Source organism: Actinomadura sp. 21ATH, from assembly GCF_041951345.1.
Taxonomy (GTDB): Bacteria; Actinomycetota; Actinomycetes; order Streptosporangiales; family Streptosporangiaceae; genus Spirillospora.
Window position 1 is genome coordinate 1,201,364 of sequence record NZ_JBGNUR010000001.1, and the last position, 20,776, is coordinate 1,222,139.

Genomic DNA, 20,776 nt, shown 5'->3' on the forward strand with positions numbered 1-20,776 from the left:
ATGTTGCTCTCGGGCGCCCGGATCGACAGCGCGCCCGCGCGCCGTCAAGATCGACTCGGTTCCGGCGCGGGCGGGCGTGCCCCGCGGCCCGGTTCCGTGATGTGCTTGGCTCAGGGGGAGGGGATCAATGGCGATCATCGCGCAGCTCAGCGACATCCATATCGCGGCCGGTCGCGGCGGCGCGGTGGACGACGACTCCGGTCCCGTACGGGCGCTGCGCGCCGCGGTGTCGAGCCTGCTGTCGCTGCCGGCGCGCCCGGACGCGGTGGTGCTCACCGGCGATCTCGCCGACGGCGGCCGGCCCGCCGAGTACGCCCGCCTGCACGCGCTCCTGTCGCCGCTGCCGATGGCCGTCCACCCGCTGCCCGGCAACCACGACGACCGCGACGCGCTGCGCGCCGCGTTCGGCGACCACCCGGCCGTGGCGGCGAGCGGCGTCCTCCCCCAGGCGCCGGTCCAGTACGCGGTGGACGTCGCCGGCGTCCGGCTGGTGTGCTGCGACACCAGCGTCCCGGGCTCGCAGTACGGGAACATGGACCCCGACCGGCTGGCCTGGCTCGACGCCACGCTCGCGGAGCGGCCCGCCACGCCGACCGTGGTCGCGACGCACCATCCGCCGTTCCCCGTCGGCATCCCGTTCCTGGACGATCTGCGCTTCATCGACCCGAGCGGGTTCGCCGACGTCATCGCGCGGCACCCGCAGGTGGTCCGGGTGGTCAGCGGGTACGTGCACCGCGGCTCGGTGGGGATGCTCGCCGGCCGGGTGAGCACAACCTGCCCCAGCACGTACCGGCAGCTGTTCCTCGATCTCACCTCGGCCGGGCGCGCGGCCGTGACCGGCGAGCCGGCCGGGTTCGCGGTGCATCTGGTGGGCCTGGACGGCGGCGCGACCACGCACTTCCTGCCGACGGGCAACTACCGGCCGCTGATGGAGGTCGACGGAGCCGGCTGATCGGCCGCCCGGCCGCCCGGCCGGCCGCGGCCCTCAGGGGCGCTTCGGGCCGAAGATCTGGCCCACCAGGAGCATGATCCCCCACGGGCCGGCGACCCACAGCCACCACGGGTAGACCAGGTTTCCGGTCAGCGCGATGGCCAGCCACACCACGAAGTTGATCCCGCTGACGGTCGCCCAGGTGGCCCACATCCCGCGCATCCCGGCGCGGTACAGCTCGCCGCCCTGCCCCTTGCGCTCCGGGACGTACGAGGTCCGCTGGCCGGCCGGGACGGGCAGCTGGTGCAGGTCCTCTTCGGGCAGGTCGTGGGTGACCTCTTCGAGCTGGCCGAGCGTGCGGGCGGCGTAGGTGGCCTCCAGCCGCTCCTCCAGCTCGTCCATCGTGATCCGGCCCTGCGCGCAGTGCTCGCGCAGCGTCGAGGCGACCCGGTCGCGATCGGCGTCCGAGGCCCTCATGTCGGGGTTGGGCGGCATGGCCAGTTCCCTCGCGTCCCTCGCGGCGTCAGGAGGAGTTGCTGCTCCCCAGCTTGGCGAACCACTCCCGGCCCTCGTCAAGTGCCGTGAGGACGCGGGGCCCTTCGGGGGTCACGGCGAACGTGTGCTCGAAGTGCGCCGAGTGCCGGCCGTCGGTGGTGATGACCGTCCAGCCGTCCTCCAGCTCCAGGGTGTCCTTGGTGCCGAGGTTGACCATCGGCTCCACCGCGAAGCACATCCCGACCTCCAGCTCCGGCCCGTGGCCGGGGGCGCCGTGGTTGGGGATCAGCGGGTCCATGTGCATCTCGGTCCCGATGCCGTGCCCCCCGTAGCCCTCGACGATGCCGTAGCGGCCCTGAGAGCGGATGTACGACTCGATCGCGTGCGACATGTCCGTGAGCCTGGCCCCGGCGACTCCGGCCGCCAGACCGTGCCACAGGGACGTCTCGGTGACCTCCAGGAGGCGGGCCTGCTCGGCGGAGACCTCCCCCACCGGAACGGTGATCGCCGAGTCGCCGTGCCAGCCCTCGACGATCGCGCCGCAGTCGATGGAGATGATGTCGCCGTCCCGCAGCTCCTTGCCGGAGCTGGGGATGCCGTGCACGATCTCCTCGTTCACCGAGGCGCAGATCGTCGCGGGGAAGCCGTGGTAGCCCTTGAACGAGGGGACGCCGCCGTGGTCGCGGATGTTGGCCTCCGCGATCACGTCGAGATCCTTGGTGGTGATCCCGGGCTTGACCGCGTCGCGCAGCAGCTCCAGGGTCCGGCCGACCAGCAGGCCGGCCGCCCGCATCAGCTCCACCTGCTCCGCGGTCTTCACCTGGATCGCGGGCCTACGCCGTCTGAACATCTCTCCCCTTGACCATGGCCGTGCTCCGGGCCGCGGGGATCACTTCTCCAGCGGCCGCAGCGCCGCGAGGGCGCGGTTGGTGACCTCCTCGACCGGACCGGTCGCGTCGATACCGACCAAAATATTCTCGTCAGCATAAAACTGCACGAGAGGTGCGGTTTGTTCCTGGTACACCTCGAGGCGGTGCCGGACGACCTCTTCCTTGTCGTCGTCCCGCTGGAACAGGTGACCGCCGCACTCGTCGCAGATGTCGTCCTGCTTGTCGTCGAAGTCGACGTGCCAGATGCGCCCGCACTGCTCGCAGGTGCGCCGGCCCGACAGCCGCCGTACGACCTCGTCCTCGTCGACGACCAGCTCCAGCACGATGTCCAGGCGGGAGTCCCACTCGGCGAGGATCTTCTTCAGCGTCTCGGCCTGCGGGACGTTCCGGGGGAACCCGTCCAGCAGGAACCCGTGCGCCGCGTCGTCCTCGGCCAGCCGGTCGCGCACCATCGCGATCGTGACCTCGTCGGGGACGAGGTCGCCGCGGTCCATGAACTTCTTGGCCTGCTTGCCGAGTTCGGTGCCGCCGCTGACGTTGGCGCGGAAGATGTCACCTGTCGAGATCTTCGGGATGGACAGATGCGATGCGATGAACTGGGCCTGCGTCCCCTTGCCCGCTCCCGGGGGGCCCACCAGAACGATGCGCACTACCGGAGGAAGCCCTCGTAATTGCGCTGCTGGAGCTGACTCTCGATCTGCTTCACGGTATCCAGTCCGACGCCGACGACGATGAGGATGCTCGTCCCCCCGAACGCGAAGTCCTGGCTCGCCCCGACGAGCGAGAACGCGACCATCGGGATCAGGGAGACGACCCCCAGGTAGAGCGCACCGGGCGTGGTGATCCTGGTGAGCACGAAGTCGAGGTACTCGGCGGTCGGCCGGCCCGGACGGATACCTGGGATGAAACCACCATACTTCTTCATGTTGTCGGCGACTTCAGTGGGGTTGAACGTGATGGCCACATAGAAGTACGTGAAGAAGACGATGAAGGCGAAGAAGATGCCCATGTGCCAGGGGTTGTCCTGGGCCAGGTACGGCTGGACGTTCTGCAGCCACTTCGTGTTGGGCCACAGCTGCGTCGCCAGCACCGGCAGGTAGAGCAGCGATGAGGCGAAGATCACCGGGATGATGCCCGCCTGGTTGACCTTCAGCGGGATGTAGGTCGAGGTGCCGCCGTACATCCGGCGGCCGACCATCCGCTTGGCGTACTGCACCGGAATGCGCCGCTGGGCCTGCTCGACGAAGACGACACCGGCCATGATCGCGATACCGACGACCAGCACGATGGCGAAGACGAAGCCGCCCTTGGACTTGTAGATGCTCCAGAACTGGCCGGGGAAGACCGCGACCACCTGGGTGAAGATCAGGATGGACATGCCGTTGCCGACGCCGCGGTCGGTGATCAGCTCGCCCAGCCACATGATGACCGCGGTGCCGGCCGTCATGCAGACCACGATCGTGATGATCGTGAACACGTCGTTGTTGTAGAGGACGTCCTGGCCGCCGGCCACGCCCTGGAACAGCTGCCCCGTACTCGCCATCGCCACGATGCCGGTCGCCTGGAGGATCGCCAGGCCGACGGTCAGGTAACGGGTGTACTGGGTGATCTTGGTGGTGCCGGACTGGCCCTCCTTCTTGAGGGCCTCCAGCCGCGGGATCACCACCGTCAGCAGCTGCAGGATGATGCTCGCGGTGATGTAGGGCATGATGCCCAGCGCGAACACCGACAGTTTCAGCAGCGCTCCGCCGCTGAACAGGTCGACCAGCCCGTAGAGCTGGTTGCTCTCTTTGGCGGCGTCGGCCGTCTCGCGCAGCACCTCGGTGTTCACGCCCGGGGACGGCAGCATCGAGCCGATCCGGAAGATCACGATGATGAACAGCGTGAACAAGAGTTTCTTACGCAGGTCCGGCGTACGGAAAGCCCGAGCGAACGCGGTCAGCACCATTCCTCCTGCGCGACTGGCGAATCCTTGGCCGCCGAGGGGCCGGAATCGGGTCCATGGACGACGGCGGGCCCGTAGGGGGACACCACCGCCGGTGTGACTCTAACAGCAGATGATGCCGGGACCGTGCGGGCGAGCGCCGGGACCTCGGGAGTCCCGGCGGACGGCGCGCACGTCCCCGGCATCATCGGGCGTTCCTACTTACAGCTCTTCGGCGGAGCCGCCGGCGGCCGCGATCTTCTCCTTGGCGGAACCGGAGAAGGCGTGCACCTTCACCTGCACCGCGACGGAGATCTCGCCGCTGCCGAGCACCTTGACCGGGCGGCCGCGGCGCACCGCGCCCTTGGCCGCCAGGTCGTCGGCGGTGACCTCGCCGCCCTCGGGGTAGAGGGCGGAGAGCTTGTCCAGGTTCACGACCTGGAACTCGACCCGGTTCGGGTTCTTGAAGCCCTTAAGCTTCGGCACCCGGCGGATCAGGGGCATCTGGCCGCCCTCGAACCCGACCGGGACCGTGCTGCGGGCCTTGGTGCCCTTGGTGCCGCGGCCCGCGGTCTTGCCCTTGGACGCCTCGCCGCGGCCCTTGCGGGTCTTGGCCCTGTTGGCGCCCGGAGCGGGCCGCAGGTCGTGCACCTTCAGCGGAGTGCCCTCGGCACCCGCGGCGTCCTTGCTGAGGTCCGCCATGTCAGTCGACCTCCTCGACGGTGATCAGGTGGTTCACCGTCCGGATCATGCCGCGCACCTCGGGCTTGTCCTCGCGGACGACACTCTGGCCGATCTTCTTGAGACCGAGGGTGCGCAGCGTGTCACGCTGGTTCTGCTTCTCGCTGATCACCGACTTGGTCTGGGTGATCTTGAGCTGGCTCATGAGGAGGCCACCTCCTGTCGCGGCTCGCTGCCGGCGGCACGCGCCCGCAGCATGGCGGCCGGGGCGACGTCCTCGATCGGCAGACCGCGCTTGGCGGCGATCTCCTCGGGCCGCTTCAGCGCCTTCAGCCCCGCGATCGTGGCGTGCACGATGTTGATCGCGTTGTCGCTGCCCAGCGACTTGCTCAGCACGTCGTGGATGCCGGCGGCCTCCAGGACCGCGCGCACCGGACCACCGGCGATGACGCCGGTACCGGGGCTGGCCGGACGCAGCAGGACCTCGCCCGCGGCGTCGCGCGCCTGCACCAGGTGCGGGATGGTGCCCTGGATCCGCGGCACCTTGAAGAAGTGCTTCTTGGCCTCTTCGACACCCTTGGCGATCGCCGCGGGCACCTCCTTGGCCTTGCCGTAGCCGACGCCGACGGTGCCGTTGCCGTCACCGACGATCACCAGGGCGGTGAAGCTGAAGCGACGACCGCCCTTCACGACCTTGGCGACGCGGTTGATCGCCACGACCTTCTCGATGTACGACTGGCCCTTGTCGGCGCCACCGCGGCGGTCGTCGCGGCGGCCGTCGCGACGGTCGCCACCCTGACCGCCACCACGCCTCTGCGCTGCCATCAGTGGTTCCTCTTCTCGTTGACGAAAGACAGGGCCATCAGAGTTCCAGGCCCCCCTCGCGCGCGCCGTCGGCGACGGCGGCCACGCGGCCGTGGTACTTGTTGCCGCCCCGGTCGAAGACCACGGCGGTCACCCCGGCCTCCTTGGCCCGGGCGGCGACGAGCTCGCCGACCCGGCGGGACTTGGCCGTCTTGTCGCCGTCGCCGGCGCGCAGGTCGGCCTCCATCGTCGACGCGTAGGCCAGCGTGTGGCCCGCGGTGTCGTCGATCACCTGGACGAACATGTGCCGGCTGGAACGCGTCACGACCAGGCGCGGCCGCGCGGCGGTGCCCACGACCTTCTTGCGGACCCGGATGTGCCGGCGCTTGCGGGACTTCGCCCGGGCCGACGTGGCCTTGCCGGCCAGGGTCTTCGTGCCTGCCATGACTACTTACCAGCCTTTCCGACCTTGCGGCGGATCTGCTCGCCCTCGTACCGCACGCCCTTGCCCTTGTACGGGTCGGGCTTGCGCAGCTTGCGGATGTTGGCGGCGACCTCGCCGACCTTCTGCTTGTCGATGCCCTCGACGACCAGCTGGGTCGGCTTCTCCACCGTGAAGGTGATGCCCTCCGGGGGCTCCACCGTGATCGGGTGGCTGTAGCCGAGCGAGAACTCCAGGTTCTTGCCCTTGGCCACCACTCGGTAGCCGACGCCCTGGATGACCAGGGTCTTCTTGTAACCCTCGGTCACGCCGACCACCATGTTGTTGATCAGCGTGCGGGTCAGCCCGTGCAGCGCGCGGTTGACGTTGATGTCGTCCGGGCGGGTCACGGTGACCGTGCCGTCCTCCAGCGCCACCTCGATGGGCTCGGCGACGGTGTGGCTGAGCTCGCCCTTGGGCCCCTTGACGGTGACCTGGCGGCCGTCGACACGCAGGTCGACACCGCTGGGAACGGAGATGGGGAGACGTCCGATACGCGACATAACTAGTGCCCTCCCCTCACCAGACGTAGGCGAGGACTTCCCCGCCCACGCCACGCTTGCCGGCCTGCCGGTCGGTCATCAGGCCGGAGGACGTCGAGATGATCGCGACGCCCAGTCCGCCGAGGACCTTGGGCAGGTTGTCCTTCTTCGCGTACACGCGCAGACCCGGCTTCGAGACGCGCTTGATGCCGGCGATGGAGCGCTCACGCGTCGGGCCGAACTTCAGCTCGATCACGAGCTTCTTGCCGACCTCGGCGTCCTCCACGCTCCAGCCCGAGATGTAGCCCTCCTGCTGGAGGATCTCGGAGATGTGCGCCTTGATCTTCGAGTACGGCATCGACACCGAGTCGTGGTACGCCGAGTTCGCGTTCCGCAGACGCGTCAGCATGTCTGCGATCGGATCGGTCATCGTCATGGGCTACAGGCCCTCCCTCGCCACGGTTTCCTCGGGCCGATGAAACCCGTGGACCTTTGGCGCGGTCGTGGGCACCTTCTTCAGGTGCCCGGTGGTTATTACAGGCTGGGGTGCCGGAGCGGCACTTACCAGCTGGACTTGGTGATGCCCGGCAGCTCGCCGCGGTGGGCCATCTCCCGGAAGCAGACCCGGCACAGGCCGAACTTCCGGTAGACCGAACGCGGGCGCCCGCAGCGCGAGCAACGAGTGTAGCTGCGCACGCCGAACTTGGGCTTCCGGGCCGCCTTGGCGATCAGCGACTTCTTCGCCATGCTCAGTTCTCCTTGAAGGGGAAGCCCAGGAGCTTCAGGAGCGCCCGGCCCTCGTCGTCGGTCTTCGCGGTGGTGACCACCGTGATGTCCATGCCGCGGGTGCGGTCGATCTTGTCCGGGTCCACCTCGTGGAACATGACCTGCTCGGTCAGCCCGAAGGTGTAGTTCCCGTTCCCGTCGAACTGCTTGGGCGACAGGCCGCGGAAGTCGCGGATCCGGGGCAGCGCGGTGGCCAGCAGCCGGTCCAGGAACTCCCACATGCGGTCACCGCGCAGCGTGACGTGCGCGCCGATCGGCATGCCCTCGCGCAGCTTGAACTGGGCGATCGACTTCTTGGCCCGGTTCACGGCCGGCTTCTGGCCGGTGATCGCCGACAGGTCGCGGATCGCGCCCTCGATGACCTTCGCGTCCTTGGCGGCCTCGCCGACGCCCATGTTGACCACGATCTTGGTCAGCCCGGGAATCTGCATCACGTTGGCGTAGCCGAACTGCTCCTGCATGGCCTGGGCGATCTCTTCGCGGTAGCGAAGCTTCAGCCGCGGGGCCGGAACGGGGCGCTCGGTGGCAGTCTCGGTCATCTCAGATCTCCTTACCGCTACGGCGCGAGATCCGGACCTTGTTGCCGTCGTCGTCGAACTTGTAGCCGATCCGGACCGGCTTGCCGTCCTCGACGATCGCGACGTTGCTGGCGTGCAGCGGCGCCTCGACCGTCACGCGGCCGCTCTCCTTGCCGGCGCGCTGCTGGTCGGCCTTGATGTTCTTGGTGATGAGGTTGACGCCCTCGACCACGACGCGCTCGGCGCGCGGGTCGACGCGCAGGACCTTGCCCGTCGCGCCCTTGTCCTTACCGGCGAGGACGATGACCTCGTCACCCTTCTTGATCTTCATCACAGCACCTCCGGCGCGAGCGAGATGATCTTCATGAACTTCTTCTCGCGCAGCTCGCGGCCCACCGGGCCGAAGATGCGGGTGCCACGGGGGTCGCCACCGTCCTTGATCAGGACGGCCGCGTTCTCGTCGAAGCGGATGTAGGAGCCGTCCGGACGCCGGCGCTCCTTGCGGGTGCGCACGACGACCGCCTTGACGACGTCACCCTTCTTCACGCCCGCGCCGGGAAGGGCGTCCTTCACCGTCGCGACGATGATGTCGCCGACTCCCGCGTAGCGCCGACCCGAGCCGCCGAGAACCCGGATGCAAAGGATCTCCTTCGCACCCGTGTTGTCGGCGACCTTGAGTCGCGACTCCTGCTGGATCACGTCAACTCCTGTTCGTCACACCGGTTCTCCCCGGATCGCGTCGCACGCGTTCCGGGGAGCCTGGCGGAACCAGTAATTACTTGGCCTTCTCGAGGATCTCCACCACGCGCCAGCGCTTGGTCGCCGACATCGGGCGGGTCTCCATGAGCCGGACGCGGTCGCCGACGCCACACGCGTTGGCCTCGTCGTGCGCCTTGTACTTGGTCGTACGGCGGATCACCTTGTGGTACCGGCGGTGGGTGATGCGGTCCTCGACGGACACGACCACGGTCTTGTCCATCTTGTCGCTCACCACGAGGCCCTCGAGCACCTTGCGGGTGTTCCGCTGCTCCGTCTGCTGCTCAGTCATCGTTGCCCTCCGAGGACTCCTCGACCGTGACGATGCCGAGCTCCCGCTCCCGCATCACGGTGTAGATGCGGGCGATCTCGCGCTTCACGGTGCGCAGCCGCCCGTGGCTCTCCAGCTGGCCGGTGGCGGCCTGGAAGCGAAGGTTGAAAAGCTCCTCCTTCGCCTCCTTCAGCTTGGTGACCAGGACGTCCTCGGGCTCGGTCCGCAGATCGTCGGCGGTAAGACCCTTGGCCATCAGGACTCACCCACCTCTCGCTTAACAATCTTGCACTTCATCGGCAGCTTGTGGATCGCGCGCGTCAGCGCCTCGCGGGCCACCTGCTCGTTCGGGTACGAGATCTCGAACATCACTCGACCCGGCTTCACGTTGGCCACCCACCACTCGACCGAACCCTTACCGGAACCCATCCGGGTCTCGGCCGGCTTCTTGGTCAGCGGGCGGTCCGGGAAGATGTTGATCCAGACCTTGCCGCCACGCTTGATGTGGCGGGTCATCGCGATACGCGCGGCCTCGATCTGCCGGTTGGTCACGTACGCGCCCTCGACGGCCTGGATGCCGAACTCGCCGAACGTCACGCGGGTGCCGCCCTTGGCCATCCCCCGGCGCTTCGGGTGGTGCTGCTTACGGTGCTTGACCTTGCGAGGGATCAGCATGGTCTATTCAGCTCCCCTCACCACTCGCAGCAGCCTCGTTCGCGGGGGCCTGCTGCTCTGAACTCTGCTGCTGCTTGGGGGCGCGGTCGCCACCGCGCTCGCCGCCGCCGCCACGCTGGCCGCCACGGCCACCGCCGCCGCCACCACCGCGGCCGCCACGGCGCTCACCGCGGCGCTCGCGGCCACCGCCGCCACCGCCGCCGGCGGCGCGCTGCTGCGCGGCCTTCTGCTCGCGCTCGGCGCGGGTCGCCGCGGCCTCGCCCTTGTAGATCCACACCTTCACGCCGATGCGGCCGAACGTCGTACGGGCCTCGTAGAAGCCGTAGTCGATGTCGGCGCGCAGCGTGTGCAGCGGGACCTGGCCCTCGCGGTAGAACTCCGAACGGGACATCTCGGCCCCGCCCAGGCGCCCGCCGCACTGGACCTTGATGCCCTTGGCACCGGACTTCATCGCGGACTGGATCGCCTTGCGCATGGCGCGGCGGAACGCGACCCGGCTGGACAGCTGCTCGGCCACGCCCTGCGCGACGAGCTGGGCGTCGATCTCGGGGTTCTTGACCTCGAGGATGTTCAGCCGCACCTGCTTGCCGGTCAGCTTCTCCAGGTCGCCCCGGAGACGCTCGGCCTCCGCGCCGCGGCGGCCGATGACGATGCCCGGCCGGGCGGTGTGGATGTTGACCTCGACACGGTCACGGGTCCGCTCGATCTCCACCTTGGAGATGCCCGCCCGGTCCATGCCCTTCTGCAGCATGCGCCGGATCTGGACGTCTTCCTTGACGTAGTCCTTGTAGAGCTTGTCGGCGAACCACACGCTCTTGTGGTCGGTGGTGATGCCGAGCCGGAACCCGTGCGGGTTGATCTTCTGACCCACTACCGGGCCCTCCTCTGCTTCTTACCGCTCGTCGCCGAAGCCTCTTCGCGCGACTCCACGACCACGGTGATGTGGCTCGTGCGCTTGTTGATGCGGTAAGCCCGACCCTGAGCGCGAGGCCGGAAACGCTTGAGCGTCGGCCCCTCGTCGACCCACGCACGGCTCACGACGAGCGTGTCGGTGTCGAGCTTGAAGTTGTGCTCGGCGTTGGCGATGGCACTCGCCAGCACCTTGCCCACAGGCTCACTCGCAGCCTGGGGGGCGAACCGCAGCACCGCCTGAGCCTCCGCGGCGGGCAGGCCGCGGATGAGGTCCACCACGCGGCGGGCCTTCCTGGGCGTGACGCGGATGAACCGCGCCTGGGCCCTGGCTTCCATCGCTGATCCCTCTTCCTAACTAGGACTCAGCCGCGTCGGCTGCGGCGGTCTTCCTTGACGTGGCTGCGGAACGTGCGCGTCGGCGCGAACTCGCCGAGCTTGTGTCCCACCATCGCGTCGGTGATGAACACCGGGACGTGCTTGCGGCCGTCGTGCACGGCGATCGTGTGACCGATCATGTCCGGCACGATCATGGAGCGCCGCGACCACGTCTTGATGACGTTCTTGGTGCCCTTCTCGTTCTGGGCGTCCACCTTCTTGATCAGGTGGTCGTCCACGAAGGGACCCTTCTTAAGGCTACGTGGCATGACGAGCGACTCCTACCGCTTCTTCTTGCTGCGACGACGGACGATCAGCCGGTCGCTCGACTTGTTCGCCTGGCGAGTACGGCCTTCCTTCTTGCCGTTCGGGTTCACCGGGTGCCGGCCACCGGAGGTCTTGCCCTCACCACCACCGTGCGGGTGGTCGATCGGGTTCATGGCCACACCGCGGACGGTGGGGCGCTTGCCCTTCCACCGCATACGGCCGGCCTTGCCCCAGTTGATGTTCGACTGCTCGGCGTTCCCCACGGAGCCGACCGTCGCGCGGCAGCGCACGTCGACCATCCGCATCTCGCCGGAGGGCATGCGCAGCGTGGCGTACTTGCCCTCCTTGGCCAGCAGCTGGACGCCGGCGCCCGCGGAACGGGCCAGCTTGGCGCCGCCGCCGGGCCGCAGCTCGATGGCGTGCACGACCGTACCGGTCGGGATGTTGCGCAGCGGCAGGCAGTTGCCCGGCTTGATGTCCGAACCCGGGCCGTTCTCCACCCGGTCGCCCTGCTTGAGGCCGGTCGGCGCGAGGATGTAGCGCTTCTCGCCGTCGGCGTAGTGCAGCAGCGCGATGCGCGCGGTGCGGTTGGGGTCGTACTCGATGTGCGCGACCTTCGCCGGCACGCCGTCCTTGTCGTGCCGCCGGAAGTCGATCACCCGGTAGGCGCGCTTGTGCCCGCCGCCCTGGTGACGCGTGGTGATGCGGCCGTGGTTGTTGCGGCCGCCCTTCTTGGGGAGCGGACGCAGCAGCGACTTCTCGGGCTCGCGGCGCGTGACCTCCACGAAGTCGGCCACGCTGGACCCGCGACGACCCGGAGTCGTCGGCTTGTACTTACGGATGCCCATCTTTTTCGTTCATCCCTTACTAACTCTTCGGTCGGTCTCCCGGCCTTACGCCGGGCCGCCGAAGATGTCGATCCGCTCGCCCTCGGCCAGGCTGACGATGGCGCGCTTGGTGTCCTTGCGCTTGCCGTAGCCGAACCGGGTGCGCTTGCGCTTGCCCGGCCGGTTGAGGGTGTTCACGTTCGTCACCTTGACGTTGAACACCTCCTCGACGGCCTGCTTGATCTGCGTCTTGTTGGCGTCGGGCGCGACGACGAACGTGTACTTGTTCTCGTCGAGAAGCCCGTAGCTCTTCTCCGAGACGACCGGCGCGATGATGACGTCCCGGGGGTCCGCGATCTTGCTCACTTCGCCCGCTCCTTCTTGCCGGCGCGCGCCACGAACTCGTCGTAGGCGGCCTTGGTGAAGACGACGTCGTGGTTCACCAGCACGTCGTAGGTGTTGAGCTGGTCGGAGACGATGACGTGCACCTCGGCCACGTTGCGCAGGCTCTTCCAGGTGACCTCGTCCTCGCGGTCGAGGACCACCAGGACCCGCCGGGCCTCGGTGACCGTGCGGAGCGCCGCCAGCGCGTCCTTCGTCTTCGGGGTGTCGCCCTCGATGAGGTTGTCGACCACGTGGACGAGCCCGTAGCGCGCCCGGTCCGACAGGGCGCCGCGCAGCGCGGCGGCCTTCATCTTCTTGGGCGTCCGCTGGCTGTAGTCCCGCGGCTGGGGACCGTGCACGGTGCCACCGCCGGCGAACTGCGGCGCCCGGGTCGAACCCTGGCGGGCCCGGCCGGTGCCCTTCTGCCGGTACGGCTTCTTGCCACCGCCGGAGACCTCGCCCCGGGTCTTGGTGGAGTGCGTGCCCTGCCGAGCCGCGGCCTCCTGCGCCACCACGACCTGGTGGATCAGCGGGACGCTGGTCTTCGCGTCGAAGATGTCCGCAGGCAGATCGATGTCGAGCTTGGTCGTCACTTGCCCGCTCCCTTCACAGCGTCGCGGACCAGCACCACGCCACCGTTCGGACCGGGAACCGCGCCCTTGATGAGCAGCAGGTTCTTGTCCGTGTCGATGGCGTGAACGGTCAGGTTCTGCACGGTGGTGCGGGCGTTGCCGTGCCGCCCCGCCATGCGCAGGCCCTTGAAGACGCGACCAGGGGTCGCGCAGCCGCCGATCGAGCCCGGCGAGCGGTGCTTGCGCTGGGTGCCGTGGGAGGCGCCCAGGCCGGCGAAGCCGTGGCGCTTCATGACGCCCGCGGTGCCCTTGCCCTTGCTCGTGCCGGTGACGTCGATCTTCTGGCCGGCCTCGAAGACCTCGACGGTGATCTCCTGGCCGAGTTCGTACCCGGTGGTGTCGTCGGCCCGCAGTTCGACGAGGTAGCGGCGCGGCGTCACGCCGGCCTTCTCGAAGTGACCCGTGCGCGGCTTGTTCACCTTGCGCGGGTCGATCTGCCCGTACCCGATCTGGACGGCGGTGTATCCGTCGCTCTCCTGGGTGCGGAGCTGGGTCACGACACACGGCCCGGCCTGGACGACGGTCACCGGAACGATCCGGCCCTCATCGTCGAAGACCTGGGTCATGCCGAGCTTCTCGCCCAGGACGCCCTTCCTCTGCTTACTCATCTCTCGGTGCGTCCCTTAGAGCTTGATCTCGATGTCAACGCCGGCCGGAAGGTCGAGCCGCATGAGCGAGTCGACCGTCTTGGGCGTGGGATCGATGATGTCGATCAGCCGCTTGTGCGTGCGCATCTCGAAGTGCTCGCGGCTGTCCTTGTACTTGTGCGGCGAGCGGATGACGCAGTACACGTTCTTCTCGGTCGGCAGCGGCACCGGGCCCGCGACCTTGGCGCCCGTCCGCGTCACCGTCTCAACGATCTTCTTCGCGGAGGTGTCGATGACCTCGTGGTCGTAGGCCTTGAGCCGGATGCGGATCTTCTGTCCCGCCATGGTGGCCTCGGTGTCCTTTGCTGTAGTGCCGCTGGTTACTTCTTCGATCGCGATACGGCGGCCCGCCTGCCCGCAGGAGGTCGGGCCGCCGTATCAGCGAGGGAGTCCTACTTGATGATCTTCGTGACGCGACCCGAGCCGACGGTCCGGCCACCCTCGCGGATGGCGAACTTCAGGCCCTCCTCCATGGCGACGGGCTGGATCAGCTCGACGCGCATCTCGGTGTTGTCGCTCGGCATGACCATCTCGGTGCCCTCGGGGAGGTTCACCACGCCGGTCACGTCGGTGGTCCGGAAGTAGAACTGCGGACGGTAGTTGTTGAAGAACGGCGTGTGCCGGCCGCCCTCGTCCTTGGACAGGATGTAGACCTGCGCCTCGAACTCGGTGTGCGGGGTGGTGGTGCCCGGCTTGATGACGCACTGGCCGCGCTCGACGTCCTCGCGCTTGATGCCGCGCAGGAGCAGGCCGACGTTGTCGCCCGCCTGGCCCTGGTCGAGCAGCTTGCGGAACATCTCGACACCGGTGACGGTGGTCGTGGTCTTCTCGTTCTTGATGCCGATGATGTCGACGGTCTCGTTGACGTTCACGACACCGCGCTCGACGCGGCCGGTGACGACCGTGCCGCGGCCGGTGATCGAGAAGACGTCCTCGATCGGCATCAGGAACGGCTTGTCGATGTCACGCGTCGGCTCCGGCACGCTCTCGTCGACGGCGTTCATCAGCTCGACGATCGACTCGCCCCACTTGGCGTCGCCCTGCAGCGCCTGGAAGGCGGACACCTTGACGACCGGGACGTCGTCGCCCGGGAACTCGTACTCGGACAGCAGCTCGCGGACCTCGAGCTCGACGAGCTCCAGGATCTCCTCGTCGTCCACCATGTCGCACTTGTTCAGCGCGACGACGATGTACGGAACGCCGACCTGGCGGGCCAGGAGCACGTGCTCCTTGGTCTGCGGCATCGGGCCGTCGGTCGCGGCGACCACCAGGATGGCGCCGTCCATCTGCGCCGCACCGGTGATCATGTTCTTGATGTAGTCCGCGTGACCGGGGCAGTCCACGTGCGCGTAGTGCCGGGCCTCGGTCTGGTACTCCACGTGCGCGATGGAGATGGTGATACCGCGCTCGCGCTCCTCCGGCGCCTTGTCGATGTCCTCGAACGGCGTGAAGGGGTTGAGGTCCGGGTGCTGGTCGTGGAGCACCTTGGTGATCGCCGCGGTAAGGGTGGTCTTACCGTGGTCGATGTGACCGATGGTGCCGATGTTCACGTGCGGCTTGGTCCGCTCGAACTTGGCCTTCGCCACTGGTTGCTCCTTGTTGCGATCCTCGGCCGGCTAGCGGCCGCTTCGTGTGCTGGCTGGTGATCTGGGGCAGGCCGGGAGCTATTCGCCCCGAGCCTTGGCGATGATCTCCTGCGCGACGTTTCCGGGAACCTCGGCGTAGGAGTCGAACTGCATGGTGAAAACAGCCCGGCCCTGGGTCTTGCTGCGCAGATCACCCACGTAGCCGAACATCTCCGAAAGGGGCACGAGGGCCTTGACGACCCGCATCCCCGAGCGCTCGTCCATCGACTGGACCTGACCGCGCCGGCTGTTGAGGTCACCGATCACGTCGCCCATGTTGTCCTCGGGCGTGGTGACCTCGACGGCCATCATCGGCTCCAGAAGCGTGGCGCCCGCGCGGCGCGCGGCCTCCTTGAACGCCATGGAACCGGCGACCTTGAACGCCATCTCCGAGGAGTCGACCTCGTGGTAGGCGCCGTCCTGCAGGGTGACCTTGACACCCACCATCGGGTACCCGGCCAGCACGCCGAACTCGGCGGCCTCCTGGCACCCGGTGTCCACCGACGGGATGTACTCCCGCGGGATACGGCCACCGGTGACCTTGTTGACGAACTCGTACCCGTCGGACCCGCCGCCGATCGGCTCCAGGTCGATGATCACGCGGCCGAACTGGCCCGAGCCACCCGTCTGCTTCTTGTGGGTGTACTCGACCTTCTCGACCTTCTTGGTGATCGTCTCGCGGTACGCCACCTGCGGCTTGCCGACGTTGGCCTCGACCTTGAACTCGCGCTTCATCCGGTCGACGAGGATCTCCAGGTGGAGCTCGCCCATGCCGGAGATCACGGTCTGGCCGGTGTCCTCCTCGGTCCGGACCGTGAAGGACGGGTCCTCCTCGGCCAGCCGCTGGATCGCGGTGCCCAGCTTCTGCTGGTCGGCCTTGGTCTTGGGCTCGATCGCGACGTGGATCACCGGCGCCGGGAAGTTCATCGACTCCAGCACGATCGGCGCCTTGTCGTCGGACAGCGTCTCGCCGGTGGTGGTCTGCTTGAGGCCCATCACCGCGACGATGTCGCCGGCACCCGCGCGCTCGATCTCGGTGCGCTTGTTGGCGTGCATCCGGTAGATCTTGCCGATGCGCTCCTTGCGCTCCTTGACGGAGTTCATCACCTGGGTGCCGGACTCCAGCACGCCGGAGTAGATCCGCACGAACGTCAGCTTGCCCAGGTGCGGGTCGCTGGCGATCTTGAAGGCCAGGGCGGAGAACGGCTCGTCCTCGCTCGGCTTGCGGGTCAGCACCTTCTCCTCGTCGCGGACCGCGTGGCCCTCGATGGCCTCGACGTCCAGCGGGGAGGGCAGGTAGCGGACGATCGCGTCCAGCAGGGGCTGCACGCCCTTGTTCTTGAACGCGGTGCCGCAGGTGACCGGGGTGAGGTTGGCGGCGATCGTCGCGCGGCGGATGCCGGCGTAGAGCTGGTCCACGGTGGGCTCGGTGCCCTCCAGGTACAGCTCCATGATCTCGTCGTCGTTCTCGGCGAGCGTCTCGACCAGCTTGTCGTGCCACTCGCGGGCGGCGTCGGCGTGCGTGTCGGGGATGTCGACGGTGTCGTACATCTCGCCGAGCTTGGCCTCTTCGTTCCAGATGAGGGCCTTCATCGTCACCAGGTCGATGACGCCCTTGAAGTCGGCCTCGGCGCCGATCGGCAGCTGCAGCACCAGCGGGGTCGCGTTGAGCCGGTCCCGGATCATGTCGACGCAGCGGTGGAACTCCGCGCCGACCCGGTCGAGCTTGTTGACGAAGCACATGCGGGGCACGCCGTACCGGTCGGCCTGGCGCCACACGGTCTCGGACTGCGGCTCCACACCGGCGACACCGTCGAAGACGGCGACCGCGCCGTCGAGCACCCGCAGGTTGCGCTCCACCTCGACGGTGAAGTCGACGTGCCCGGGGGTGTCGATGATGTTGATGGTGTGCTTGACGTCGGCGACCGGCCATTCACAGGTGGTGGCGGCGGAGGTGATGGTGATCCCCCGCTCCTGCTCCTGCTCCATCCAGTCCATGGTCGCCGCGCCGTCGTGGACCTCGCCGATCTTGTAGCTCATCCCGGTGTAGTACAGGATGCGCTCGGTCGTCGTGGTCTTGCCCGCGTCGATATGGGCCATGATCCCGATGTTGCGGACCTTGGCCAGGTCTACACCGGTTTTGGTAGCCACTGTGTCCTCGCGTCGTCTCGTCGTCGTTCAGTACCCGCCGGGGTTACCAGCGGTAGTGGGCGAAGGCCTTGTTGGACTCCGCCATCTTGTGCGTGTCCTCGCGCTTCTTGACGGAGGCGCCGAGGCCGTTGCTGGCGTCGAGCAGCTCGTTCATGAGGCGCTCGGTCATGGTCTTCTCGCGGCGCTGGCGGGCGTACACCACCAGCCACCGGAGCGCGAGGGTGGTGCTGCGGGCCGGCCGCACCTCCACCGGGACCTGGTAGGTCGCGCCACCGACACGGCGGCTGCGGACCTCCAGGGTGGGCTTCACGTTGTCGAGCGCGCGCTTCAGCGTGACGACCGGGTCGTTGCCGGTCTTCTCGCGGCACCCCTCGAGCGCGTCGTACACGATGCTCTGCGCGATGGACCGCTTGCCGTCCAGGAGAATCTTGTTGACCAGCGCGGTGACCAGCGGCGAGTTGTACACCGGGTCAGCGATCAGCTGGCGCTTGCCAGCGGGGCCCTTGCGCGGCATGTCAGCTCTTCTCCTTCTTCGCGCCGTAGTGGCTGCGTCCCTGCTTGCGGTTCCGGACGCCCTGGGTGTCCAGCGTGCCGCGAATGATCTTGTACCGGACGCCCGGGAGGTCCTTCACACGGCCGCCGCGCACGAGCACGATCGAGTGCTCCTGCAGGTTGTGGCCGACGCCGGGGATGTAGGCCGTCACCTCGATGCCGCTGGACAGCCGGACACGGGCGACCTTGCGGAGCGCCGAATTGGGCTTCTTGGGCGTCGTGGTGTAGACGCGCGTGCAAACACCCCGGCGCTGGGGGCTGCCCTTGAGCGCAGGCGTCTTGTTCTTGGTCACCTTGTCCTGGCGGCCCTTTCGGACCAGCTGCTGGATCGTGGGCACCGCGTCTCCGTCTTCCCTCGTACCGAGCCGGTAAGTCTCTGTTCTGGATGAGTCCCGATTACGCGAGACCCGTCATCACCACCACTTGCGCGGCTGTGACCTGCCGGTTTCCCGACCTCTCCGACCCACGCGGTCGGGCGTGTCGCGCTCTCCCTGAGAGCCGCACACCACCGCCCGGCCCAGAAGGGCCGAATCAAGCCGGGGAGTTTGGCGCGACGCGAAACCGCCACCCGAGGTGGACCGATAGCCCGCGCGCACGCAGAGCGGCCCGCATTACAGCGGGCACGAAGAAAGAGATTACCTCAGCCCCGCGGGGTGTGCAAAGCGAGCACCCCTCTATCGCGCCGGGGGCCTCCAGCGCAAGATCGTAGCGCCGCGGTGGGACTCTTTCGGCGAAAAACGGCCGGACGGCGGCGGGAGTTCCCCGGCGCACGGGTGAACGCCCCGCCCTTATCATGCCCCGGCCCCGCCGGGTTGGGGAAGATCTGGCGAACTCTTGGATCTTCCCCGACCCGGCGGTACGGATCCGGCGTGCGGATCAGAGCACGAACGCGATGACCAGCACCGCGATGATGACCACCAGGGCCACCACGCCGGCGACCATCAGCAGCATGTTCTTCTTGCCGCCCTTGGCCGCGGGCTGCTGCCCGCCCTGGGCCCCGTACTGCTGGCCGTACTGCTGCCCCTGCTGGCCGTAGCCCTGCTGCGGCTGCTGCCCGAACTGCTGCTGCTCACCGGGCTGGCCGAACTGCTGCTGGCCCGGCTGGCCGTACGCCTGCTGCTGCCCGAACTGCTGGCCGCCCTGCTGGCCGTGCTGGCCATAGCCCTGCTGACCCGGCTGGCCATGCTGCTGGCCGTAGCCCTGGCCCGGCTGGCCGAAGTCCTGCGGCTGCCCGTAGCCCTGCTGCGGCTGCTGCTGGGCCTGCGCGCCCCACTGCTGCTGCCCCATGTCCAGCCGGGTCTGGTCCGGGTTGGCCGGCGCGTCGCCGCCGGCCTGCCCCTGGTGCGCCGAGGGGTCGAACGCCTGCGTCGACTGGGCGTCCTCGCCCTGCGGGGCCGGGGCACCGAAGCCCTGGTCCTGCCCGAACGGCTGCGGCTCCTGCCCGGACGAGGCGGCGCCGTACCCGGAGTCGGGCGGCGGCACCATCAGCGTGCGCTCGCCGTCAACCTGGCCGCCCTGTCCGCCGCCCTGGCCCTCCGGCTGCCACGGCTCGGGCGTCGCCGGCGGGGTCGGCGCCTGCCACGGCTCGGCCGGGGGCTCGGCGGGCTTGCGCTCCGGCCCGGTCGCCACTGGGACGTCGGTCCCGGGCGACCAGTGCAGCGTCGCCTGGTCGTCGATGGCGGGCTTGGGCGGTTCGGCCGCGGGCACCCCGGTCCCCGGCCCCGGCACGATCAGCGTCCGGTCGCCCGACACCTCCGGCTCGCCCGGCTGCTGCGGCTGCTCGGCCGTCTCCGGTGCGCCCTGGGACCGCGCGTGCTGCCCGTACCCGGCCTGCGACTCGAAGGCGGGGGTCGCGGGCGGCTGCTGCTGCCCGAAGCCGTGCTGGGGCTCCTGAGGGTACTGCTGCTGCTCGCCGGGCTGCCCGTACTGCGGCTGCTCCGGCTGCGCGTAGCCCTGCTGCTGGCCGAAGTCCTGCTGCTGCCCGTACCCCTGCTGCGGCTGCCCGTACTGCTGCTGGGGCTCGCCGGGCCGGCCGTAGCCCTGCTGCTGGCCGTACCCCTGCTGCGGGTACTGCTGCTGCTCGCCCGGCTGCCCGTACCCCTGCTGGGGCTGCTGCTGCTCGTACGCGGGCGCGGGCGGGTCGTAGATGCCGGGTGCCGGGGGCTGCTGCCCGTACGGCTGCTGCGGCTCCTGCGGCGCCCCGTACTGCGGCTGCGGCGGCTCGGGCTGCTCGGCCTGCGGCTGCACCGGGATCGGCTCGATCATCGTGGGCGGCGGCGGGGGCGGCGCGGGCCGCTCCTCGCGCGGCGCCTGCGGCGGCTGGGACTGCTGCGGCTGCTGCTGGGGCGGGGCCGGAGGCTGGCCGCCCAGCTGGGGCGCCCCGAACACCACCGTGCGGTCGCCGAGCGGCCGCGCCGGCGGGTCGTTCTGCTCCGGCTGAGCGCCCTGCTCGCCGGCGGCTTCGTTGTCGTCAGGCAACGGCCACTGCGGGCCCTGCGTGCCGTCTTTTTCGGTCATCGTCGGGCTCCTTCAGCGCCGTCGTCCCGGGTGTTCGCACCCCCGGGCCCGTGCCCGTACGCCCGGAGACGCGCGGCGCATAACGCGGTCTCCGGGACCTATGCCTCACCCCCGCCCGGCGACGTCGCCACGCTGGGGACTTTCGTCCCCAAGCCTGCCCCGATCGTCGGTGGTATCGCAAATCATCCGCCCC

Annotated in this window: 31 protein-coding genes; 1 reads left to right on the forward strand and 30 read right to left on the reverse strand. The window is 68.8% G+C overall.

Annotated features, from left to right (window positions below):
* Window positions 1–127 precede the first annotated feature (127 nt).
* Window positions 128–952 carry a phosphodiesterase gene (locus tag ACA361_RS05725; RefSeq protein WP_375010710.1) on the forward strand — a complete coding sequence of 275 codons (825 nt, stop codon included), beginning with the start codon at window positions 128–130 and terminating at the stop codon, window positions 950–952.
* A gap of 33 nt (window positions 953–985) precedes the next feature.
* On the opposite strand, the gene ACA361_RS05730 is transcribed toward ACA361_RS05725, so the two are convergent.
* The 30 genes from ACA361_RS05730 to ACA361_RS05875 all read right to left on the reverse strand — a co-directional run bounded on the left by ACA361_RS05730 (window position 986) and on the right by ACA361_RS05875 (window position 20,583).
* Entirely contained in the window at window positions 986–1,426 is a 441-nt protein-coding gene (locus ACA361_RS05730) for a DUF1707 domain-containing protein (protein WP_375010711.1), read from the reverse strand.
* A gap of 28 nt (window positions 1,427–1,454) precedes the next feature.
* Entirely contained in the window at window positions 1,455–2,276 is an 822-nt protein-coding gene (gene map, locus ACA361_RS05735; RefSeq protein ID WP_375010712.1) for a type I methionyl aminopeptidase, read from the reverse strand.
* Between the two features lie 39 nt (window positions 2,277–2,315).
* The gene (locus ACA361_RS05740) at window positions 2,316–2,966 is read right to left on the reverse strand and encodes an adenylate kinase (protein WP_366617548.1); all 651 of its coding nucleotides are present in this window, start codon (window positions 2,964–2,966) and stop codon (window positions 2,316–2,318) included.
* Window positions 2,966–4,261, reverse strand: a complete 1,296-nt coding sequence (secY, locus tag ACA361_RS05745; protein ID WP_375010909.1) for a preprotein translocase subunit SecY — start codon at window positions 4,259–4,261, stop codon at window positions 2,966–2,968. Before secY ends, ACA361_RS05740 begins: the two co-directional genes overlap by 1 nt.
* A gap of 201 nt (window positions 4,262–4,462) precedes the next feature.
* Window positions 4,463–4,942, reverse strand: a complete 480-nt coding sequence (rplO, locus tag ACA361_RS05750) for a 50S ribosomal protein L15 (protein ID WP_375010713.1) — start codon at window positions 4,940–4,942, stop codon at window positions 4,463–4,465.
* 1 nt (window position 4,943) lies between these two features.
* Entirely contained in the window at window positions 4,944–5,126 is a 183-nt protein-coding gene (gene rpmD, locus ACA361_RS05755) for a 50S ribosomal protein L30 (RefSeq protein ID WP_375010714.1), read from the reverse strand.
* Complete coding sequence (gene rpsE / locus ACA361_RS05760; protein WP_375010910.1) at window positions 5,123–5,749, reverse strand: 30S ribosomal protein S5; 627 nt, start codon at window positions 5,747–5,749, stop codon at window positions 5,123–5,125. Before rpsE ends, rpmD begins: the two co-directional genes overlap by 4 nt.
* 34 nt (window positions 5,750–5,783) lie before the next feature.
* Entirely contained in the window at window positions 5,784–6,170 is a 387-nt protein-coding gene (gene rplR, locus ACA361_RS05765) for a 50S ribosomal protein L18 (protein ID WP_375010715.1), read from the reverse strand.
* Between the two features lie 2 nt (window positions 6,171–6,172).
* Entirely contained in the window at window positions 6,173–6,709 is a 537-nt protein-coding gene (rplF, locus tag ACA361_RS05770; RefSeq protein WP_375010716.1) for a 50S ribosomal protein L6, read from the reverse strand.
* A gap of 16 nt (window positions 6,710–6,725) precedes the next feature.
* Window positions 6,726–7,124 (reverse strand): 30S ribosomal protein S8, encoded by a 399-nt coding sequence (rpsH, locus tag ACA361_RS05775; protein ID WP_197009436.1) that lies wholly within the window; start codon window positions 7,122–7,124, stop codon window positions 6,726–6,728.
* Between the two features lie 125 nt (window positions 7,125–7,249).
* Window positions 7,250–7,435, reverse strand: a complete 186-nt coding sequence (locus tag ACA361_RS05780) for a type Z 30S ribosomal protein S14 (protein ID WP_285942699.1) — start codon at window positions 7,433–7,435, stop codon at window positions 7,250–7,252.
* 2 nt (window positions 7,436–7,437) lie between these two features.
* Window positions 7,438–8,013 carry a 50S ribosomal protein L5 gene (gene rplE / locus ACA361_RS05785; protein WP_366617555.1) on the reverse strand — a complete coding sequence of 192 codons (576 nt, stop codon included), beginning with the start codon at window positions 8,011–8,013 and terminating at the stop codon, window positions 7,438–7,440.
* A gap of 1 nt (window position 8,014) precedes the next feature.
* Window positions 8,015–8,323 (reverse strand): 50S ribosomal protein L24, encoded by a 309-nt coding sequence (rplX, locus tag ACA361_RS05790; RefSeq protein WP_375010717.1) that lies wholly within the window; start codon window positions 8,321–8,323, stop codon window positions 8,015–8,017.
* Window positions 8,323–8,691 (reverse strand): 50S ribosomal protein L14, encoded by a 369-nt coding sequence (gene rplN, locus ACA361_RS05795; RefSeq protein ID WP_366617558.1) that lies wholly within the window; start codon window positions 8,689–8,691, stop codon window positions 8,323–8,325. The genes rplX and rplN overlap by 1 nt, the downstream gene beginning before the upstream one ends.
* 76 nt (window positions 8,692–8,767) lie before the next feature.
* Complete coding sequence (rpsQ, locus tag ACA361_RS05800) at window positions 8,768–9,040, reverse strand: 30S ribosomal protein S17 (protein WP_375010718.1); 273 nt, start codon at window positions 9,038–9,040, stop codon at window positions 8,768–8,770.
* Complete coding sequence (gene rpmC / locus ACA361_RS05805) at window positions 9,033–9,275, reverse strand: 50S ribosomal protein L29 (protein ID WP_366617561.1); 243 nt, start codon at window positions 9,273–9,275, stop codon at window positions 9,033–9,035. The genes rpsQ and rpmC overlap by 8 nt, the downstream gene beginning before the upstream one ends.
* Entirely contained in the window at window positions 9,275–9,694 is a 420-nt protein-coding gene (gene rplP, locus ACA361_RS05810; protein ID WP_375010719.1) for a 50S ribosomal protein L16, read from the reverse strand. The genes rpmC and rplP overlap by 1 nt, the downstream gene beginning before the upstream one ends.
* Window positions 9,695–9,701: 7 nt before the next feature.
* The gene (gene rpsC / locus ACA361_RS05815) at window positions 9,702–10,565 is read right to left on the reverse strand and encodes a 30S ribosomal protein S3 (RefSeq protein WP_375010720.1); all 864 of its coding nucleotides are present in this window, start codon (window positions 10,563–10,565) and stop codon (window positions 9,702–9,704) included.
* A complete protein-coding gene (gene rplV, locus ACA361_RS05820; RefSeq protein ID WP_366617565.1) occupies window positions 10,565–10,942 on the reverse strand; it encodes a 50S ribosomal protein L22 in 378 nt (125 codons plus the stop codon). Before rplV ends, rpsC begins: the two co-directional genes overlap by 1 nt.
* Window positions 10,943–10,968: 26 nt before the next feature.
* The gene (rpsS, locus tag ACA361_RS05825; RefSeq protein ID WP_030176138.1) at window positions 10,969–11,250 is read right to left on the reverse strand and encodes a 30S ribosomal protein S19; all 282 of its coding nucleotides are present in this window, start codon (window positions 11,248–11,250) and stop codon (window positions 10,969–10,971) included.
* 12 nt (window positions 11,251–11,262) lie between these two features.
* On the reverse strand, window positions 11,263–12,096 hold the full coding sequence (gene rplB, locus ACA361_RS05830; RefSeq protein ID WP_375010721.1) for a 50S ribosomal protein L2: 834 nt from the start codon (window positions 12,094–12,096) through the stop codon (window positions 11,263–11,265).
* A gap of 45 nt (window positions 12,097–12,141) precedes the next feature.
* Window positions 12,142–12,441: a 50S ribosomal protein L23 gene (gene rplW / locus ACA361_RS05835; RefSeq protein WP_375010722.1), complete on the reverse strand. Its 300-nt coding sequence runs from the start codon at window positions 12,439–12,441 to the stop codon at window positions 12,142–12,144.
* Window positions 12,438–13,052, reverse strand: coding sequence for a 50S ribosomal protein L4 (gene rplD, locus ACA361_RS05840; protein WP_375010723.1), 615 nt, complete (start codon window positions 13,050–13,052; stop codon window positions 12,438–12,440). Before rplD ends, rplW begins: the two co-directional genes overlap by 4 nt.
* Window positions 13,049–13,699, reverse strand: a complete 651-nt coding sequence (gene rplC / locus ACA361_RS05845; protein ID WP_366617570.1) for a 50S ribosomal protein L3 — start codon at window positions 13,697–13,699, stop codon at window positions 13,049–13,051. Before rplC ends, rplD begins: the two co-directional genes overlap by 4 nt.
* 15 nt (window positions 13,700–13,714) lie before the next feature.
* A complete protein-coding gene (rpsJ, locus tag ACA361_RS05850) occupies window positions 13,715–14,023 on the reverse strand; it encodes a 30S ribosomal protein S10 (protein ID WP_018657599.1) in 309 nt (102 codons plus the stop codon).
* Window positions 14,024–14,130: 107 nt separating this feature from the next.
* The gene (gene tuf, locus ACA361_RS05855) at window positions 14,131–15,324 is read right to left on the reverse strand and encodes an elongation factor Tu (protein WP_375010724.1); all 1,194 of its coding nucleotides are present in this window, start codon (window positions 15,322–15,324) and stop codon (window positions 14,131–14,133) included.
* 78 nt (window positions 15,325–15,402) lie between these two features.
* The gene (fusA, locus tag ACA361_RS05860; protein WP_375010725.1) at window positions 15,403–17,514 is read right to left on the reverse strand and encodes an elongation factor G; all 2,112 of its coding nucleotides are present in this window, start codon (window positions 17,512–17,514) and stop codon (window positions 15,403–15,405) included.
* Between the two features lie 43 nt (window positions 17,515–17,557).
* On the reverse strand, window positions 17,558–18,028 hold the full coding sequence (gene rpsG / locus ACA361_RS05865; protein ID WP_375010726.1) for a 30S ribosomal protein S7: 471 nt from the start codon (window positions 18,026–18,028) through the stop codon (window positions 17,558–17,560).
* A 1-nt stretch (window position 18,029) separates the two neighbouring features.
* On the reverse strand, window positions 18,030–18,404 hold the full coding sequence (gene rpsL / locus ACA361_RS05870) for a 30S ribosomal protein S12 (protein WP_117398359.1): 375 nt from the start codon (window positions 18,402–18,404) through the stop codon (window positions 18,030–18,032).
* A gap of 538 nt (window positions 18,405–18,942) precedes the next feature.
* On the reverse strand, window positions 18,943–20,583 hold the full coding sequence (locus ACA361_RS05875; protein WP_375010727.1) for a hypothetical protein: 1,641 nt from the start codon (window positions 20,581–20,583) through the stop codon (window positions 18,943–18,945).
* Window positions 20,584–20,776 lie beyond the last annotated feature (193 nt).